This is a genomic window from Candidatus Cloacimonadota bacterium, assembly GCA_028706475.1.
Lineage (GTDB): Bacteria > Cloacimonadota > Cloacimonadia > Cloacimonadales > Cloacimonadaceae > UBA5456.
Genome location: JAQWBI010000016.1, coordinates 12,792 through 31,810, shown reverse-complemented (window position 1 = coordinate 31,810; position 19,019 = coordinate 12,792). Strand labels below are relative to the sequence as shown.

At 48.3% G+C, this 19,019-nt stretch carries 18 protein-coding genes and 1 tRNA gene; 11 read left to right on the top strand and 8 right to left on the bottom strand.

Annotated elements, in window-relative coordinates:
- Positions 1-2: 2 nt before the first annotated feature.
- Positions 3-707, bottom strand: a complete 705-nt coding sequence (locus PHF32_04610) for a CRISPR-associated endonuclease Cas6 (GenBank protein ID MDD4560007.1) — start codon at positions 705-707, stop codon at positions 3-5.
- Positions 708-1,304: 597 nt separating this feature from the next.
- Here PHF32_04610 and PHF32_04605 point away from each other — a divergent pair.
- The 11 genes from PHF32_04605 to PHF32_04555 all read left to right on the top strand — a co-directional run bounded on the left by PHF32_04605 (position 1,305) and on the right by PHF32_04555 (position 11,516).
- Positions 1,305-1,381 (top strand) — tRNA-Arg (locus tag PHF32_04605).
- 46 nt (positions 1,382-1,427) lie between these two features.
- Positions 1,428-3,350: an ABC transporter ATP-binding protein gene (locus PHF32_04600; protein MDD4560006.1), complete on the top strand. Its 1,923-nt coding sequence runs from the start codon at positions 1,428-1,430 to the stop codon at positions 3,348-3,350.
- Between the two features lie 10 nt (positions 3,351-3,360).
- On the top strand, positions 3,361-4,296 hold the full coding sequence (locus PHF32_04595; protein MDD4560005.1) for a hypothetical protein: 936 nt from the start codon (positions 3,361-3,363) through the stop codon (positions 4,294-4,296).
- Positions 4,293-5,162, top strand: coding sequence for a glycosyltransferase (locus tag PHF32_04590; protein ID MDD4560004.1), 870 nt, complete (start codon positions 4,293-4,295; stop codon positions 5,160-5,162). The genes PHF32_04595 and PHF32_04590 overlap by 4 nt, the downstream gene beginning before the upstream one ends.
- Before the next feature lie 3 nt (positions 5,163-5,165).
- Positions 5,166-5,876, top strand: a complete 711-nt coding sequence (locus PHF32_04585) for a glycosyltransferase family 2 protein (protein ID MDD4560003.1) — start codon at positions 5,166-5,168, stop codon at positions 5,874-5,876.
- Positions 5,831-6,967, top strand: a complete 1,137-nt coding sequence (locus PHF32_04580) for a glycosyltransferase family 4 protein (GenBank protein MDD4560002.1) — start codon at positions 5,831-5,833, stop codon at positions 6,965-6,967. Before PHF32_04585 ends, PHF32_04580 begins: the two co-directional genes overlap by 46 nt.
- Positions 6,964-7,962 (top strand): lipopolysaccharide heptosyltransferase II, encoded by a 999-nt coding sequence (gene waaF, locus PHF32_04575; protein MDD4560001.1) that lies wholly within the window; start codon positions 6,964-6,966, stop codon positions 7,960-7,962. The genes PHF32_04580 and waaF overlap by 4 nt, the downstream gene beginning before the upstream one ends.
- The gene (locus tag PHF32_04570; GenBank protein MDD4560000.1) at positions 7,959-8,996 is read left to right on the top strand and encodes a hypothetical protein; all 1,038 of its coding nucleotides are present in this window, start codon (positions 7,959-7,961) and stop codon (positions 8,994-8,996) included. Before waaF ends, PHF32_04570 begins: the two co-directional genes overlap by 4 nt.
- The gene (locus PHF32_04565; protein ID MDD4559999.1) at positions 8,996-10,012 is read left to right on the top strand and encodes a hypothetical protein; all 1,017 of its coding nucleotides are present in this window, start codon (positions 8,996-8,998) and stop codon (positions 10,010-10,012) included. The genes PHF32_04570 and PHF32_04565 overlap by 1 nt, the downstream gene beginning before the upstream one ends.
- Positions 10,009-10,752: a TatD family hydrolase gene (locus PHF32_04560; GenBank protein ID MDD4559998.1), complete on the top strand. Its 744-nt coding sequence runs from the start codon at positions 10,009-10,011 to the stop codon at positions 10,750-10,752. The genes PHF32_04565 and PHF32_04560 overlap by 4 nt, the downstream gene beginning before the upstream one ends.
- A complete protein-coding gene (locus PHF32_04555; GenBank protein ID MDD4559997.1) occupies positions 10,749-11,516 on the top strand; it encodes a tRNA threonylcarbamoyladenosine dehydratase in 768 nt (255 codons plus the stop codon). Before PHF32_04560 ends, PHF32_04555 begins: the two co-directional genes overlap by 4 nt.
- A gap of 504 nt (positions 11,517-12,020) precedes the next feature.
- On the opposite strand, the gene PHF32_04550 is transcribed toward PHF32_04555, so the two are convergent.
- The 7 genes from PHF32_04550 to rsxC form a co-directional block, all read right to left on the bottom strand.
- Complete coding sequence (locus PHF32_04550) at positions 12,021-13,004, bottom strand: SDR family NAD(P)-dependent oxidoreductase (GenBank protein ID MDD4559996.1); 984 nt, start codon at positions 13,002-13,004, stop codon at positions 12,021-12,023.
- A gap of 515 nt (positions 13,005-13,519) precedes the next feature.
- A complete protein-coding gene (locus PHF32_04545) occupies positions 13,520-14,542 on the bottom strand; it encodes an RnfABCDGE type electron transport complex subunit B (GenBank protein MDD4559995.1) in 1,023 nt (340 codons plus the stop codon).
- A 9-nt stretch (positions 14,543-14,551) separates the two neighbouring features.
- Positions 14,552-15,160, bottom strand: coding sequence for an RnfABCDGE type electron transport complex subunit A (locus tag PHF32_04540; protein ID MDD4559994.1), 609 nt, complete (start codon positions 15,158-15,160; stop codon positions 14,552-14,554).
- Complete coding sequence (locus PHF32_04535; protein MDD4559993.1) at positions 15,160-15,750, bottom strand: electron transport complex subunit E; 591 nt, start codon at positions 15,748-15,750, stop codon at positions 15,160-15,162. The genes PHF32_04540 and PHF32_04535 overlap by 1 nt, the downstream gene beginning before the upstream one ends.
- Positions 15,747-16,295, bottom strand: a complete 549-nt coding sequence (locus PHF32_04530) for an FMN-binding protein (protein MDD4559992.1) — start codon at positions 16,293-16,295, stop codon at positions 15,747-15,749. Before PHF32_04530 ends, PHF32_04535 begins: the two co-directional genes overlap by 4 nt.
- Positions 16,292-17,398 carry an RnfABCDGE type electron transport complex subunit D gene (locus PHF32_04525; GenBank protein ID MDD4559991.1) on the bottom strand — a complete coding sequence of 369 codons (1,107 nt, stop codon included), beginning with the start codon at positions 17,396-17,398 and terminating at the stop codon, positions 16,292-16,294. The genes PHF32_04530 and PHF32_04525 overlap by 4 nt, the downstream gene beginning before the upstream one ends.
- Positions 17,399-17,400: 2 nt before the next feature.
- Positions 17,401-18,720, bottom strand: a complete 1,320-nt coding sequence (rsxC, locus tag PHF32_04520; GenBank protein ID MDD4559990.1) for an electron transport complex subunit RsxC — start codon at positions 18,718-18,720, stop codon at positions 17,401-17,403.
- Positions 18,721-19,019: the final 299 nt, after the last annotated feature.

Below are 19,019 nucleotides of genomic sequence, written 5' to 3'. Positions count from 1 at the left end.
TCCTAAGATGGTTGTTGAGACGAATTGAATGATGTGCTAATGTGAGTGGCAGACACCAATACTCCAAAACCTCGTGCCACTTGTTTACCCAAAGCCAAGTAGTCCGGTATTTTGAAGTTCATGGAAAATCTTCCCGTAAAACAATGCATGGGGATGTTATGAAAATTGCGGGATACAGTATTGAACGAGCCTTCCACTTCTACGGCATCCATATCCGGAACAGTGTACGAGAAAGCCTTGGAAATGGTGAGCAGATTGCCACGCAGGATCTTTAGTAAGCGGGCATTTTGGTCGATGGTGGTGGTCTTGATATATTCCCTGTAGTTCTCCTGGTTCAAAGCCATCCAGGGAGAGAGAAACCGGTAGGATTGCATGTCCTCACATTGGCCGAATTCTTCTTGGCGGATATCCACCAAAATCTCGTTTGCTGGCATGTAGCTATTCCCAATCCTGATATTATGGTTATCCAGGATTATCCTTTTCAGGGAATTTACTCCCTCTCCGATTCCGATCAAAGCAGGATGGCCCTTGTATATCCTATATTGAATACCAGGATACCTATAAGCGCTCTCGCCAGGTTCAGGATGATTGTGAAAGATGGAATCATCTGCATATTTATGGGTGAAATATCCGCGTAACTTGGGGATATCGAAGGCTTTCAGTTCAAGATCCGTGAATGCCACCAACACATATTCCACTGTAATCATAGAACATCTCCTCTTTCTTTTTTTGTGGGTGCAAACTACCAACGATTTTGCTCTTATAGAATACAATAACATAATTGTAACACTATTGTATGGGTGTCAAGCACAAAAAGTGTTCAAGTCCACAATTGAACCTTTTTTCTGTTGAAATATATCCACAGTTGGAATACATTGGGCTATTATTTTCCACTGTCTGCCCTGCATTGATCAATATCTTTCGCACTAACCCAAAACGGTCATCAGAAGCAAAGCAACTCTCTATGGCACAATCTCCTTCCCCTGTTACTGAAGGAGATTTGAAGCAGATATAAAGCTGTTATAAAGCAGTGGTCACTCGATGATAACCCGATGATATCTGCTTTATCTCTGCTTAATGTATGAAGGGTGAATGGCACGCAGATTGCGCAGATCAAACTGATTTACACAGATTATTGAGGGGTGAAGGAGACGGATCGAATTCTCATCGCAGTACCACCAACTGCAACACTGCAGTACCCATAAATAGCGAGTATATAACCAATTTGAACCTTGACAAAGCCATTCACGACCATTTTTTTATTGACAGAAAAGGCAGCATGGGAAATGATGATAAAACGATGTGCGCCCTTAGCTCAATTGGATAGAGCATCTGACTACGGATCAGAAGGTTAGGGGTTCGACTCCCTTAGGGCGTGCCACTTTTTTCTCTTGCCAGCATTTGCTGGCTTTTTTTATTGGTGCAATATGGATAAGAAAGAACACAGCGGAAAACGAAGCGGAAACCTGATCCTGCTCTATAGGATGATGTTCCGCTATTGGCCCTACATCCTTGCCGGACTGGTATTCATGGCTCTGTATGCCTTGTTCAGCGGCGTCAGCATCACAGCACTCATTCCCCTTTTCGACTTTGTGTTCAATCCAAACAAACCTGAGCTTATTTACCATGATGCACCGCAGATAATTGGCGCGATCAAGGTAGCGCTATCGGACTACATGGCTACACAGGGTTCAATCCTGCAGATATCTTCATTATCGGAGCTTGCACCCCTGTGGGAAGATCTGAAAGAAGTGATGTTGTACAGCGATTCATTGTCTCTGTTGTATTTGCTCTGCATATCCATAGTCATCGTCATCATATTGAAGAATCTGGCATACTTTGCCAATCGCGGCTTCTTTGTATTGTTGCGCGGCAGAACGATCCGGGATATGCGTGGGCACATGTTCAGGCGTTATCTGAATCAAAGCCTGGAGTTCTACAGCAAAAATCAAGTGGGGGATGCCATCGTACGCATGGTGAACGACGTGGAGATAGTCTCCAATCAGTTCATTTTTGCCACCTTCAACAGCATTCGCGATCTCAGTACTGTAGTAGTCTATATGTATATAGCTATCTATCTGAATCCCAAGTTGTTTGCCTATAGCATCCTGGTAGTGCCGCTACTCACTTTCACCATCGGGTTTTTGGGAAAAAAGATCAAGAAATACTCCCGCCGCATTCAAAACCAGATTTCAGCGATGTTCAGTGCCGTGGAAGAAGTGTTGAACAGCATCAAAATCGTGAAGGCATTTCGCCGGGAGGACGAGGAGTACCGGGAGTTTTGCAGGATCAATAACAAGCATCAGAAGCTGTGGCAAAAAGCACAACTCTACAGCGCAATGAACGTGCCGCTTTCGGAGCTGAATTCCGCCATTACCGGAGTAGTGGTGGTGATCATCGGCGGTGGTATGATCCTGGATCCCGCGGGGGATTTTTCCCTGGGAGATTTTACTGCCTTTCTCTTTGCTGTGTTTTCCATGTTGCACCCCATGAAGAGCATCACTCAGCTCTACACCGAGATCAAGAAAGCCACGGTTTCCCTGGATCGCATCGCCCTGGTACTCAATCAGGAATCCAATATTCAGGACGATGAACACGCCGTTAGCAAGACCGATTTCACGCGCTCCATCGAGTTTCGTGAGGTCAGCTTTTGGTACAAACCAGGCAAACCGGTGATCAAGGGCTTGAATCTGGAGATACCCAAGGGTAAGAAAATTGCCTTTGTGGGTGCCAGCGGAGGCGGGAAGACCACCGTAACAAACCTGATCAACCGGCTCTACGAAGTGAAAGAGGGGCAAATCCTGCTGGACGGCATCGATATCCGCCACATCAAGCTGGACGACCTGCGCAATCTCTTTGGCGTGGTGACCCAGGATAGTGTGCTCTTTACCAAGACGGTGCGGGAAAACATTTCTTATGGCAGCAAAAAAGAGCTTAGCGATGCTGAAATCCGCAGCGCTGCCAGGATCGCTCACGCGGATGAATTCATCGAGACTTTCCCTGACAGCTACGATCAGATGCTGGATATAAAGGGTTTGAACCTCTCCGGAGGACAAAGGCAGAGGCTTTGCATAGCCCGTGCCATCGTGGGAAATCCGCCCATATTGATCTTCGATGAAGCTACCAGCGCATTGGATACGGAGAGTGAACGCATGGTGCAAGATGCCATTGATGAAGCCACCAAAAACCGCACTGTGATCCTGATCGCACATCGGCTTTCCACCATCCTTGCGGCGGATAAGATTGTGGTGCTGGAAGGCGGCAACATCATCGACAGCGGCAGTCATGAAGAGCTTTTGCAGCGTTGCGAGAGATATCAGACCCTGTACAATCTACAATTTAATAGCTAAAGGAGCAGCCATGAAGATTAGCGGTTTTTCCTTTGTACGAAACGGCGAAAAGCTGTATTACCCTACCGTGGAAGCCATCCGCTCGATATTGCCCATCTGCGATGAATTTGTGATTGCGATCGGTAAAGGAGATGAGGACGATCACACACGAGAATTGGTGGCTGCCATCAGAGATCCCAAGATCCGCATCATCGATACTGTGTGGGAAGAAAAGTACTGCCATCGCGGAATGATCAACAGCTATCAAACCGATATCGCGATGAAGGAGTGCTGCGGCGACTGGCTGTTCTATGTGCAAGCAGACGAAGTGGTGCACGAAAAGTATCTGCCTGCTATCAAAGCCCGCTGTGAAGAGCTTTTGCATGATACGGAAGTGGAAGGCTTGCTCTTCAAATACCGGCATTTTTGGGGCGATTATCGGCATTATCACAGTGGTCACGGCTGGTATCCCTGGGAGATACGCATCGTACGGAATCTGCCCAATATTCATTCGTACCAAAGCGCGCAATCTTTCCGCTGGTTCGAACACTACGACAATCCGCGTCAGGAAACCGGAACCCGCAAGCTGAAAGTAGCAAGCGTGGATGCATACATTTACCATTATGGCTGGGTACGGCCGCCGCATCTGATGCAGAATAAACGCCGGGCGCTGGACAGCGTGCATTGGGGCAAAGCCAGGGCAGAGAACTACTATGCTTCGGTGCCGGATTATTTTGACTATGGGCCTTTGGATCGTCTGGCAATATTCACAGAGACTCATCCGGAAGTGATGAAAGACATGATCTCCCGTTTCGATTGGGCCGATAAACTGCAGAGCAGCGGTAAGCCCCATCCCGGCAGAAAGCCGCATAAACACGAGCGTCTTGGCATTCGCTTGCTGTCGCTGCTGGAAAAGATTACCGGGCCCATTGGTACTTTCAAGAACTACATTGAGCTAAAGCGATGAAAGCAGTTGACGGCATTCAGAAAGACAGGATAAGCATTGTTATCACAGTATATAACCGTTTGAACCTGTTGCGAAAATGCCTGCAATCCATATTGTGGCAGAGCCGGATGCCATATGAAGTGGTGTTGAGCGATGATGGCTCCGAGGAAGATCCGCTGCCGATTCTGAGAGAATTTCGGGAGAAATTTAGCGGTAAGACACGTTATGTGCGGCAGGAACATCAGGATTTCAGAGCAGCGCGGGTACGCAACAACGGTGTTTCCGTATGCAGCGGCGACATCATAGTATTTCTGGATCAGGATATCGTGATTCCCCCAAAGTATCTGGAGAGCATTTTGCAGTCACTGAAGGAGGGGCGCTTCCTAAGCGGATACCCCGTGCGCCTTAGCAAGAAGCAGACTGAGGCATTGCTGCAGCAAGACCTTACCCGCAGATCATTTAAAGATCTGGTCTCAACAGAGCAATACCGAAAGATCCGGCAGCAATGGCGCAAAGACTATTTCTATTATATCACGCAGTCTCTTGGGTTGCCCTATTGCAAAGGGGTAAAGCTTCGCAGCGGAGTCTCGGCAATGCATTTGCCAGATTACCAAAGGGTAAATGGATTTGATGAAAGCTTTGTGGGTTGGGGAAATGAGGATGATAACCTGGGTAAAAGGCTGAAAGCAAGCGGCCGGGTGGGTTATAACTTCGTAAAGGATCACTTTCCATTGCACTTGTATCACGAGCCTTATCACACAGAAGGCGAGCGGCGCAATAGGAATCATGCCAGAAAGAAGGCGGATCTCATCACAAAGACATCGTTCTATTGCGATATGGGGTTAGACGCCCGTCGGGATGACCTTTTAGTGGATATGGGGGACTAGCTTATGCAAAAGCTCTCTGCTGTGCTGATCACTAAAAATGAAAGTGCGAATATCGAGGATTGCCTGAAGAGCATTGCCTGGGTGGATGAGATAGTTGTGTTGGATACCGGCAGCAAGGACGATACTATCGCCAGAGCAGAGGCTATGGGGGCAAGAGTGGAGCGGTTGGAAACCTGGGAAGGCTTTGGCAAGGCCAAGGGGCAGGCAGTTAGTATGGCAAGTAACGATTGGATACTATCCATAGATGCCGATGAACGCTTGAGTCCCAGTCTACAGGAGGAATTGATTGCCCTTCGTGAGCGGGATTTTGAAGGCAAGGCCTGGCATATCAAGCGCCTTAGTTACTATCTGGGCCGATCGATCCGCTATTGCGGCTGGCAGAAGGATGCTCCCTTGCGGTTGTTTAACCGAAAATATGGTGGCTTCAACGATCTGCAGGTGCACGAAGGGATTCGCGTAAGCCAGGTAAAAGATACTTGCCGTTTTCTGATGCATCACTATACATATCCTACGGTAGAAAGCCATTTTGAGAAAATGCGACATTATAGCGCATTGGCACAGGTGCTCCCGGAAAGCTCCGTCTTTGCCGGACTGAGGGCAGCACACAAGTTTATAAAGATGTATATTCTTCAGCTTGGTTTTCTGGATGGCTATCCTGGCTATCTGCTATGCAAAAACTCCGCCTGGGGTATATGGCACAAGTATCACCGATGAAAGAAATTAGGGTATTGCATGTAGATACCGAACGCGGTTGGCGGGGAGGTCAGCAACAGGCCTTTTATCTGCATGAAGGTCTGTGCCGGTTGGGTATCAAAAGTGATTTAGTGTGCCGGAGGGGATCTGAAATGCAGCATCGGCTTAGGCGGGAACATCTGCCGGTGAAGCCCTTGCCCTTTAGGGGAGAGCTGGATCCACTGGCGGCATTTCTGCTGGCACGTTATGCCAGGGCAAAGCGATTCAACATTCTGCATTTACACAGCGCACACGCTTTGGGCTGGGGTATAATGGCAAAGCTCTTTGTTCCTTCATTAAAAATTGTAGCAGCGCGCAGAGTGGATTTTGCACTATCAAAGAATTTCCTCTCCCGGCTGAAGTATAGGGGTAGATTCACCAATGCTGTAGTGGCGATCTCTGATAACATCCGTAATGTGTTGCTGAAAGATGGCGTGACGCCGGACAAAATCCGCCTCATCCATAGCGGAGTGGATGTCACGCGTTTCGATAAGGATCAGGTATCACCAGGCTTCAGAGCGCATTGGCAGATACCGGAAGATAGCGTATTGATAGGCACTATAGCCGCATTTGTGTTTCACAAGGATTATCCGAATTTAATCCAAGCTGCGGCAATAGCGCTCGCTAAAAATCCCAAGCTACACTTTATGGCGGTAGGAACTGGTGAAAGGCTGCAAGCCATGCAGGACTTGGCACAAGAGCTGGGGATAAGTGAAAAGATTTGCTTTGCGGGTTCTCAAAAGAGTGTAGGCGGCTTTCTGAAAGCATTTGACATCTTTGTGCTGGCATCCAAAAAAGAAGGTTTGGGCACTTCGGTGTTGGACGCCATGAGTGTTGGTTTACCGGTGATCGGCACCAGAGCAGGCGGTATCCCGGAGATGATAGAGCATGGCATCAGTGGAATGTTGGTGGAGAAGCGCAATCCTGATGCTCTGGCAGAGGCGATTTTGACGCTGGCGGAGGATGCATCTCTGCGGCAAAAGCTGGGTGAAGCTGCACTGAAACGGGTACAGCAGTTTAGCAAAGAGCAGATGACACAGAGAAATCTGGATTTGTATAAAGAACTGTTATGAAGAGAATTTTGATAGTGCAAACCGCCTTTATCGGCGATGTGATTTTGATAACTCCGTTGATCCGAGCAGTCCGGGAGCTGTATCCCGATGCGGAAATTGATGCCCTGGTGGTGCCCGGAGCGGCTAAGCTTTTGCAAAACAACCCCCATCTGCACAATGTGATCAGCTATCCCAAACGCAAATACCCTCTGAAGAGCATGATGCAAGTAGTTCAAATCCTGAAAGCCCGGCATTTTGACCTGGCGATATCTCCACATAGCTCGGGCAGAACGCATCTGCTGCTATATCTGGCAGGTATTCCGCAGAGAGTGGGCTTCGACAGGGGAACAATGCCCTGGCTGCTTACGCTCAAGACAATGCATCCCAAAGGGATTCACAAAGCGCGTAAGAACCTGGAGTTGATGAAACTATTGAGCGAAAGGGAATTTTCTGTTCAGACCGAGCTCTTCCCTTCAACGCAGGATCAGGAACTGGCTGAGGATTTGCTGATGGTTTTGGAGGGGAATCCGATCATCGCCATGGCGCCCGGTTCGGTGTGGGCTACCAAATGCTGGCCGGTGGAGTATTACGCATCGCTTGCCGCGGCATTGATGGACAGGGGCTTTAGCATCGTTTTGATTGGCGCTCCGGAAGACCTACCGAAGTGTGAGATAATCAAAAAAGAATGCCCGGACGCTTTGATCCTGGCTGGCAAAACCAATCTGTTGCAAAGTGCAGCGATACTCTCGCGCTGCAAAATGCTGATCTGCAACGACAGCGGCGCTCTGCACATAGCCAATGCCATGAAGACCAGAGTTACTGCCTTTTTTGGACCTACGGTACAGCGCTTTGGATATTTTCCTTTTGGACCAAAAGACAAGGTGTTTGAAGTGGATATTCAGTGCCGTCCCTGCAGCAGTCATGGCCCGCAGAAATGTCCTTTGAAGCACCACGATTGCATGCGCAGGATACATTACACGGATGTTTTAAACTACATAGAGGATAGCTTTGCATGAAGGATCTATATGTTCTAACCGGTTACGACGACTTTATCGGACAGACCCGCAAGCCCTGGATGAGCATAGAAACTAAGCTATTCATCGATGAATTGCACAAATGCGGATTTCAGGTGCATATACACGGCTTTCATGAAGTGATAAACGGCAATATCTCACCCCAAAACCAGGATATCTATTATACTTTTAGCCATCGGGACAATCTACGGTATTACATCCGCGATTGCCTGTTGTATCTGCAAGCCAGGGGAAACAGGCTGTTACCTCCGCTGGAGCTATTTCTGTGTCATGAAAACAAAGGCTGGCAGGAGCTTTTGAAGCAGAAGCTGGATATTCATAGCCTGGATTACTACTATTTCAGTTCCAAACGAGAGATGGATTATTTCAATTTGAGTTTTCCCATGGTATTTAAGACCTTAACTGGATCAAACGGAACGGGAGTAGCGCTGGTGCATAGCAAAGAAGATGTGTATAAACAGCTTGATAAGCACGAAAAGCATCCGGGGGCGATACAAAAGCTGGATTTCTGGCGGCGGAAGCATCTACGCAAAAACAAACAGTTTCCAGGCTACCCCGGCTACGATGTATATAAGGATGCTCTGTGCTATGCTGATTACATTAGTAAAGAGATACCCTTTATTTTGCAGCAGTTTGTCCCCGGCCTCAATTTTGACTACCGGGTGATAGTATTGGGAGACAAATACTTCATTAGCAAGCGCCACACTAGGGAAGGAGATTTCAGAGCCAGCGGAACCAAGCTCTTCGATTTTACGATATCGAAACCCGAGCCGGCCTTGACTGCAGCAAAAAAACTCTTTGAAACTTTCAATTCACCCTTCCTCGCTGTAGATTTGGGCGAGGACGATGCCGGCAACCTGTATCTTTTTGAATTTCAAGCTCAGCATTTTGGGATAAACATCATCGTAAGAGGCAAAGGTTACTATACTTTTAGCGATGGAGAATGGGTATTCAAAAACAACGATGCTATGTTTGAACAGCACATGGCTCGCAGCATTGCCTGGTATCTGCAATAATGGTATTTTCGTATTATCTACTCAAACCTATTTACAGTGCGGCATGGCAGCTATTGAACCTGCTGAGAAAGCGCAGAGAGACTGTGTTTTATTGTCACACTCCGGTGGATTTGGAGATCTGGCAACCGGTGCAGAAATACCTCAAGCCCATCCCTATCGTTACCGATAAAGCTGATACGTTCAAATACCTGAAGAGTAGTGGCATATTGGTGCGTAGATTGCCTGTGTTCCCCAAAGCCGTGATCATGTGTCGGGTTTCCGCACACAAATTTCCGTGTTCCCGCGTGATCAAGATCGGCATGATGCATGGTGCGTATCATTTCAAACGCCGTACTTCGGCAAAAAACTATTTGCCCTTTAGCCTCTATATGTTCAGCTCGCAGAAGGATCTGGACAATGCCGTGGAGATTGGAGTGCGTTGCGGAGCTGTGGGCGGATATCCCAAGCTGGATCCCTATCTGCCGCCAAAACCAGTGACAAAAGTAGCTGAAGCAAAACCAAAACTGCTATTTACCGCAACTTACGACAGCAGCGGCATGAGCGGGATTGAACTTTGGATAGACCACCTGCAGGAGCTGGTGGATAGATACGATATAGCCGTGAGCGTGCATCCATGGACAAATCCTGACTACATCAAACGTTTGCGGGAACTCAAAGGAATCCGATATATTGAGGAAAGTCCCCTGCAGTATATTGCAGAAGCCGATGCCTGTATTGTAGATACATCCTCCATCATCGCCGAGATATGCGCTCTAGATAAACCAATGGTAAGCTGGAGGCTGCCCGTAGCGCGCCGTTCGGTGCCGGAAGTGTATGACATCATTTCTGATATCAGCATCCAGATAGAGCGGTTTGGAGAGCTGGAAGGTGCCATAAAGCGCGTGTTGGAGCACCCAGGAGAGCATTCCATACAGAGGCAGAAAGCAAACGCCATCTTCTTTGATGCTCTGGATGGTAAAGCGGGAGAGCGCGCGGCAGGGCAGATCACAAAACTATTACCGGAATTGAAGCTATGATGCTGTGTGATGCCCATTGTCATCTGGCAAACCTCTCGCAGATGATGCCGCTAAAGCCGCTACTTGAAGAATCACTGTCGCAAGGCATCAGCCACTATCTTTCCTCAGCACTTTGCAAAGAGGATCTGGAGTATTATGCACAAAACCGGGATCAAAAGGGAATTTGTCTGCGTTATAGTGCGGGAATCCATCCCTCTTTCGATGAATGTGATCTGGAACTAGCAGACTTGCGCAGGCTATGCGAGGAGAAACTGGTGTGGGCAATAGGGGAGATCGGGCTGGACAGGAACAATCCGGATAAACAGGAGATGCAGGATACTTTTATCCGGCAGCTTGAGCTTGCCCGTTCATACAGTCTTCCGGTGGTACTGCACATCGTTGGGCATCAGCAGGAAGCCTATAACATCCTGAGCCGCTATCCCTTACGTTATCTGATGCATGGCTATGCTGGTAGTGTGGAAGCCTTTCAGAGCTTCTTGAAGCTGGATTGTTATTTCACAATCAGCGAACGCATCTTAAGAGAGGATAAACGCATGCTGCTGAAGGCGATGCTGGATAGTGGGCGCTACCTTTTTGAGACTGACATCACCCGCTATTATGTGCAGGAGGGAGAGCATAATCCGCTATTGAGGCTTAAGAACGTTATTGCTCGCAGCGCAGAACTCTCCGGGATTCCGGTGGATACACTAACAAAAGAGCAGGCGATAAACTGTAAGCGCCTTACCGGATATGACTTATGACGGATTTTTCCAGAACCGAACTGCTGGTAGGCACAGACGCCCTAAAGAGCTTGGCGTGCAACACGGTATGTATTGCCGGTCTGGGCGGAGTAGGGTCTTATGCTGTTGAAGCCTTGGCCAGAGCAGGCATCGGGCAATTTATTCTAATCGATTTTGATACTGTGAGTCCCAGTAACCTGAATCGTCAATTGCTCGCCACCCTATCCAGCATCAGTAAGCCTAAGACTGGACTGATGCAAGAGCGCATTCTGGAGATCAACGCAGAGGCGAAAGTTACCAGCCATCAGGTCTTTCTGGATGCGGAAAACAGAAATGAGCTAACCAGGGATGCGGATTTTGTGATCGATGCCATCGATAGTCTGGGCCCCAAGATCGGGCTCCTGGAATATCTCGCAAGAAACGGTAGGCGCTTCATCTCGGTGATGGGTGCCGGAAACAGGCTGGATCCCTCCCAAATCCACTTGGACAAGATCAGTAAAAGCTACAATTGTCCCCTTGCGCGCAGAGTCCGTAAGTTTCTGCGCCGCAGAGGAGTGAAGCTGGACTTTCCCTGTGTGTATTCCTCGGAGCTTGCCCTGGATACGCTGGACGATGTGGAAAGCAGTGATGAACTGATAATTGAGCGAGGCAGACAGCGGCAGACGATTGGTTCCATCAGTTATATGCCGGCGATTATGGGCATGATGGCGGCAAGTTGGGTGATTCGATCCATCATCGATAAATATACTGTACAACCGCGGACGAAGCGGAGTGCATTCGTTTGAGTTTCACGCAGATTACGCAGATTTTGTAGCGGCGCTCTCCAGGCTTAGGTGCGGCACCACCATTATTCAGCATTCATTTCTTCATCTTTTACTTGAAAACGAGCGCAAGCAAGTATTCAACGGTGCGTAGCGCCGTCAACTGCAGCACTGCAACACAAGACAACTCCGAACTAAGAGCCTCCCTCCCCATTCATTTGACTACGAGTGAAAGCGAGTACTTTTGCTCTACAGACAGAAGCGTTTTACCTTTCGCAATTGCCCTGTTTTAAAGCAGATATCATCGGGTTATTATCGAGTGAGCACTGGATTATAACGCCTTTATATCAGCTTCGGCACTGCTTGAATAGCACGGAGATATCGCAGATCATGGGGATTTGATAAGTGATCATCGCACCTCTGCGGCACAGTTCTACAGCGGAACGAAGTGGAGTATTCAACCAGCAGTCGGCATTTGTGGCGGACAGATGGTGCTTGCGTATCAATGCTAAGAGGAAGCCAACTCCCTCAATCCTTAGTGTTTTGCATCAGCCAGGAGCAAAATTTCGCCAAACCCTCCTCAAATTCGGTTTGGGGCTTGTAATGTAAAGCTTCTTCTGCTTTGCTGATATCAGCATAGGTACACTCGACATCACCTGGCTGCATGTCCTTACAGCGAATCTTCGCTTTCTTTCCCAAAGCATGCTCCAATCTCTTAATCATATCCTGCAGAGTGATAGGGCTGGAATTGCCCAAATTGTATATCTCATACAGCTTTTCGCTGGAATCTTCCAAGCGTTCAATAGCTTTTATTACACCCTGAATAATATCGTCCACATAAGTATAATCTCTTGCGCTGGAGCCAGATCCGAACATGGTGATAGCTCTATCAGCCAATATATCCCGGGCAAACTTGTGAATCGCCAAATCCGGGCGCTGGCGCGGACCATAAACTGTGAAAAACCTAAGACAAATAGTGGAGATATCGTGGAGATAATGCCATGTATGACACATCAATTCCGCTGCTTTTTTGCTTGCGGCGTAGGGAGAAATGGGATTGTCCACCGGGTCACTTTCCGAGAAGGGTACCCGGTTGTTTCCGTACACTGACGAGGAAGACGCAAAAACAAGCTTGTTTACGCCATAAGCGCGGCACATTTCCAAGAGTCGCAGCGTTCCCATGAGGTTTACGTCATAGTACAAATCCGGATTTTGGATTGAGGGGCGAACTCCTGCCATGGCCGCTATATGGATCAACATATCGATATTATTGAAGGAGAATATATGATTCAGTGCTTGGGCATCCCGGATATCGGCTTTGATAAAGCTGAAATTCGGCTGAGATAGCATATTTCGCAGATTTGCCAGCTTGATATCAGGATCGTAGAAATCACATAAATTGTCCAGGCAGATCACTTCTCCGCCTTGCTCCAATAAGGCTTCGCAAAGATGAGAACCGATAAAGCCCGCACCACCGGTTACCAGATATGTTCGTTTCAGAATACTAGTCATCATACAGTCCAATAATACACGGATTCTTGATCCACAAATTTCTTTACAAGATTTATTTATCTTGGTTTCTGTCAAGAGATTCCCCGGTATCGTCAAGGATAATGAGATAAAGTGTCTTGGAACATTGCCATCCGCAATGCAAAACTTGGAGAGCCGGATTGGAATCGTATCAGATATCGAAAAGACAACTGCCATAATCGGTGGAATTGTGGAATGATTTCCACAATTCCAGATAAGGGGGCTATAGTGCGTATTGCTAACAATCTGTAAAATATGGATATACATAAAATCACGTTTTAGCCTGAAGTTTGCTCTGTATATATAAGACTCCTTATCGGTATCCCCTGCCGATAAACGTGGATGAAGAACCCACGATGAGCAACCTCCTAAGTCAAAATCCCGTGCCCCTCCACCAAGAGGGGCACGATATTGATTCAAATGGCTCCTGCAGCAGGATACAAAAAGAACCCGGAACAACAAGTGATCCGGGGCTTAATGGTTTATCACAGATATTTTTACACCATTTGAATAGCCTTTTTGGGGCATTTGGCTACACACTGTTCGCAGCCGATACATTTATCCTTATCCACCGCATGAACCTGTTTCAATTCACCGTTTATGGCTTGAACTGGGCAGACCTTAGCGCAGATAGTGCAGCCGATGCATAGTTCCGGATTGATATCTGCTTTTTTGCGTTGTCCCGCCATGAGATCCAGGATAGTCTTAGAGGGGCAGACTGTGGCGCAGAGGCCGCAATTGATGCACTTATCATAATCGATGCGCGCCAGGTTGTTTTCTACCGTAATGGCTTGAACAGGGCATTTGCGGGAGCAGATGCCACAACCGATGCAGGGATGAGAGCTGCCGCACACTGCTTTAGCGTCCGGCCCCTTTTCTTTGGAGGAGCATTTGATGAATACTGTGCGATTGATGGGAACAAGCGTGATGAGATTGCGAGGGCATGCTTTCACGCAGGCACCGCAACCCGTACATTTGGAGTAGTCTATCACCCGCATTCCATTGGCATCGATGGAAATCGCATCAAACAAGCAAGCTTTCATGCAGTCATTTAAGCCCATACAACCCCAGCTGCAGCTATTGGGCCCGCCAGCGATGTTTGCAGCAGACTTGCAGGATTCCACACCTTCGTAGTTGTATTTCCAGCTGGTGTTGTTATAGCCACCGCAGCTGCAATGAATTACGGCTACTTTCTGTTCCATCGCTCCAGTATCCTGTCCCATTATCTTTGCGATCTGAGCCGCCACTTCCATACCGCCAGGGGCGCATTTATTCACGGCTTCGCCTTCATTTACGATGCGTTCTGCGTAACCTGCGCATCCTGCCGCTCCGCAAGCGCCGCAATTGGCGCCGGGCAGGGTAGAGAGCACTTCTTCTACGCGGGGATCGATCTTCACTTCAAAGACTTTGGATGCGAAGGCGAGGATAAGGCCGAAAACCAGCCCCAGAGCGCCGATTATTATTACCGGTATTCCTATGGTAGTGAACATGGAGGCAGATTGTAATAATATAAAAGTCACATTTCCTCCTTAGATGTTGAAGCCCATGAAGCCGTAGAACGCCAGAGCCATTGTGCCTGCCAATATTAGAGCGATGGGCATGCCTCGCATGGCTTTGGGCAATTCCACTTTTTCCAAACGCTGGCGGATACCTGCCATTGCCAGCAGCACAAAGGTGAAGCCCACTCCGCTGAAGAAGCCGTTTAAGGTACTATCCAAGAAGTTGTAAGGAGTGACGCCATCACTGCGAAAAGCCTGGGTATTGATAATAGCAACGCCCAAAACGGCGCAATTGGTTGTGATCAGAGGCAGATACACTCCCAAGGATTTGTACAGTGCCGGAGCATTCTTCTGGATCACCATTTCCACAAACTGAACCAGCGCAGCAATGGTAAGGATGAAAGCTATGGTTTGCAGATAGCTCAATCCGTAGGGCAATAACAAATACACATTGATCAGGAATGTAAACGCACTGGCAAGCGTCATTACGAAGATTACCGCCATGCCCATACCCATTGCGGAATCAAGCTTTTTGGATACTCCGAGGTAGGGGCAAAGTCCCAGGAAACGGGAGAGTACGAAATTCTGGATGAAGATGGCGGTCATCGCCATCACGAATAGTTCACCAAAGTATCCCATTATTTCTTCTCCTTCAACATGTTAATCAGCGCCATCAAGAAGCCCAGAGTGATAAAAGCTCCGGGAGCCAGGATCGCCATCAGCATCGGATCATAGGTTTGCGGGGTGACCTTGATACCCAGCCAGGTGCCGGCACCCAGGATTTCCCGGATGGTTGCTACCACGCTGAGAGAAAGGGTGAAACCCAGCCCCATACCGATGGCATCAGCTATGCTCATGATCACTGTGTTTCTATTTGCAAAAGCTTCCGCACGGCCAAGGATGATGCAATTTACCACGATGAGGGGAATGAAGATTCCCAGACTTTTGTGCAGAGCGGGAATATAAGCCGACATCACCATATCCACGATCGATACGAAGGCGGCAATCACCACTACATAGATCGGGATGCGGATGCTGGGCGGAGTGATATTCTTGATCAGAGAAATCATGATGTTTGAGCAGATTAGCACAAATGTGGCGGCAAGACCCATACCCAGGGCGTTTTGCACCGAAGTGGAAACGGCAAGAGTGGGGCACATGCCCAATACTATTACAAAGATGGGATTCTCTTTGATAATACCTTTGGTTAGTTCTTTAATAAAGTTCATTCTGCGCCTCCGGCATTTATATCGCTTTGTACTGCAGTTATCCTAGTGCGGATCGAATTTGCTATACATCTGGAGGTGATGGTAGCACCGGACAGCGATACAACAGCTCCACCATCTTTATCTACTTTGAGCTGATCCACAGTTAACCCGGAAAACTGACCGGTGAAACTCTCGCTGGTGCAATTTGCGCCCAGTCCAGGGGTTTCAGCATGATCAAGCACTTTGATGGCAAGTACCTTGAAATCTTTATCCATACCAACCATAGTCTTCACGGTGCTGGAATATCCGGTTTCAGCGGAGATGAAGGTGTAGCCTAAAGTATCTTGTGTGGCAGGATCATAAGCTATGAAATACTGTGCTCCATCGGCAGTTTGTGCTTCAGTGAATTCTGCTCCGGGAATCAGGGCTTGGCGCGTGTCGATCTCGGTCTGAGCTTTTCGTGCGGCAATCACCGGAGCGGTAAGGCCGTTCACATAGGCCAGAATACCGCTGGCAACTACGCAAAAGGCCAGAAGGATCAGGGACAGTTTGATATAGTACTTCATTTCTTCACCCTCCCAAAAGGCTTTGGCATAGTGAGCATATCGATGAGAGGCGTAAACACGTTCATCAATAGAATACTGTAACTTACTCCCTCAGGATATCCACCCACGAGGCGGATGATGATGGTCAGCAGTCCGCAACCTATGCCATATATGATTCTACCCTTTTTGGTAAGTGGCGAGGTTGTATAATCCGTTGCCATAAAGAATGCGCCAAGCATCAAACCACCGGAAAAAATGTGGAAGAAGGGCAGCATTACCGATACTCCGCTTCCGGGGATACCGCCAAAGATAAAGCTGAGAACGAAGACGGTACCTATATAGAAGAGAGGGATGCGCCATTCAATGATGTTTTTGTAGAGCAGGTATGCAGCTCCGAGCAGAAGAGCAAAGACAGACACTTCGCCGATGCAGCCACCGATATTGCCCCAAAACAGACTCTTCAGGGTTTCCATCTCGGTAAGGCTGCTAAAGATCCTGCTGCCCAGGTCGATACCACCGGCTTGGGCATTGATCTCGGAGACAAAGCTGGTATCACGCAGAGTCTTTGCTACATGCAGAGGAGTGGCTGAGGTTACCAATTCATAGGCTTTAGGAGAAAGCTCAGCAAGGTTGTCGGCAATCCGGGTGAGGTCGTTCAGGCCGCTCATGGCCGAGTTCTTTACTGCTACCCATCCGGCTGTCATCTGAGTAGGCCAACTGGCAAGCAGGAAAGCACGACCCAACAGAGCTGGGTTAACTGGGTTATTTCCCAATCCGCCAAAGACTTGCTTTCCGATGGCGATGGCAAAGACTGCACCAACGATCGGCAGCCAGATGGGCGCTCCGGCATGAATATTGAAGGCCAGCAGCAATCCCGTGAGAAAAGCAGAGCCATCGTGGACAGTGACAGGTACCTTGCGCAGTTTCTGAATGACAGCTTCACACACTACAGCAGTAACGGCACCGGTGAGGCTGAGCAAGAGGGCTCTGGCTCCCCAGAAATATGTGGCAAATATCAGCGCTGGAACCAAGGCCAACACCACATTCCACATCACATACTTCACCGAGCTTCTGTCGTGAACATGGGGAGCGGGGGAGACGATCAGTTTATCATTGCTATTCATAATCACTTTTTCCTTTGAGCTTCAGCGTAACGAATCTTGCCTGTGTCGATCCATTGAACCAGACGAATATGGGCGGGGCACACGTAGGCGCAGCTACCGCATTTGATGCAGTCATTCAGCCCTGCTTTTACTGCAGCATCCAGATCCTGATACTTTACAGCGTTGGCAATCAGGGAAGGCATCAGATTCATGGGGCAGATGTCCACGCAACGGGCGCAGCGCAAGCAGGTGTGTTCTTTCAGGGATCGGGCTTCCTGCTGGTTCATTAACACCAATCCGCTGCTTCCCTTGGTCATGACTGCATCCAGAGAAGGCAAGGCAAAGCCCATCATGGGGCCACCGGAGATAGCTTTTGCGACGGGAGTTGTAGTGCCATCACAGGCTTGCAGCAAATCGCTATATATGGTACCAATGGGGGCAAGGAAATTCTGTGGCTTCTTTACAATGGAGCCAGTAACGCTGATCACACGCTCAATGAGGGGTTTTGCATAGCGGACGGCTTCATAAATGGCAACTGCAGTACCGACGTTTTGTACAACTACTCCAACTGTCATGGGCAGTCCTCCGGCAGGTACTTTGCGTCCGGTAGCGGCAAAGATCAGTTGTTTCTCCGCTCCTTGGGGATATTGTAGTTTGAGGCCTACCACTTCCAGGTTTGGGTGTTTTGCACAAAGCTTTTGCATCAGAGCAATGGCATCCGGTTTATTAGCTTCTATACCGATCATCCCTTTTTTGGCACCTGTTACTTTCATGATCACTTTCAGACCGTGAATGATGTCTTCAGCGCGCTCCAGCATCAGGCGATAGTCACTGGTGAGGTAGGGCTCGCACTCCACTCCGTTCAGAATCGCCACATCGATGGGCTTATCAGCAGGTGGAGTTAACTTTACGTGGCTGGGGAAGCCGGCTCCTCCCATACCGCAGATACCGGCAGCAGTGATGCGTTCTTTCATGACATCGACTGAGAGCTCCATGAAATTCTCATCATCGTGCAAATCAATCATTCGATCCATCCCGTCGGAGGTGATTTCGATGGCGGTGGACATGATGCCTGTGGGATGCATGAAATTCCCGATCTTACTTACTTTACCACTGATGGAAGCGTGTTGAGTAAGTGAAACAAAGCCGGTTGCTTCGGCGATTATCTGCCCCTTCAATACTGAATCACCCACTTCCACAATGGGAGCGGATGGAGATCCGATGTGTTGAGACAGGTGAATGATCACACGATTGGGGGTGGGAAACTTTAGGATGGTTGCGTCTTTCGAATAATGCTTTTGATCGTGAGGGTGGATACCCCCAGGAAAGGTTTTTAGTCGCATTCACTCTCCCACAGGCTTCGAGAACAAAGCCCGATTTATTTTTGTACCACTTTTCTAGTCTACTTAGAATAGGCAAGGGATTTTTTTGCTGATATTAGCACAAATTCTTGCAGTCTCTTATCTATTCTTCTCTCGTATCAAGGAAGAATTACGTAGGCAACAGTCTCGCTATCTTCAGAAGACGGGATATGCTATGCTTCGAATCGAACTCATTGGGATCGTAAACCATCTTCAGCAAGGCTCTCAATGAGCTACCAATATATCATGCTGGTTCGCAGAACACGTAAATATAGCCTCTA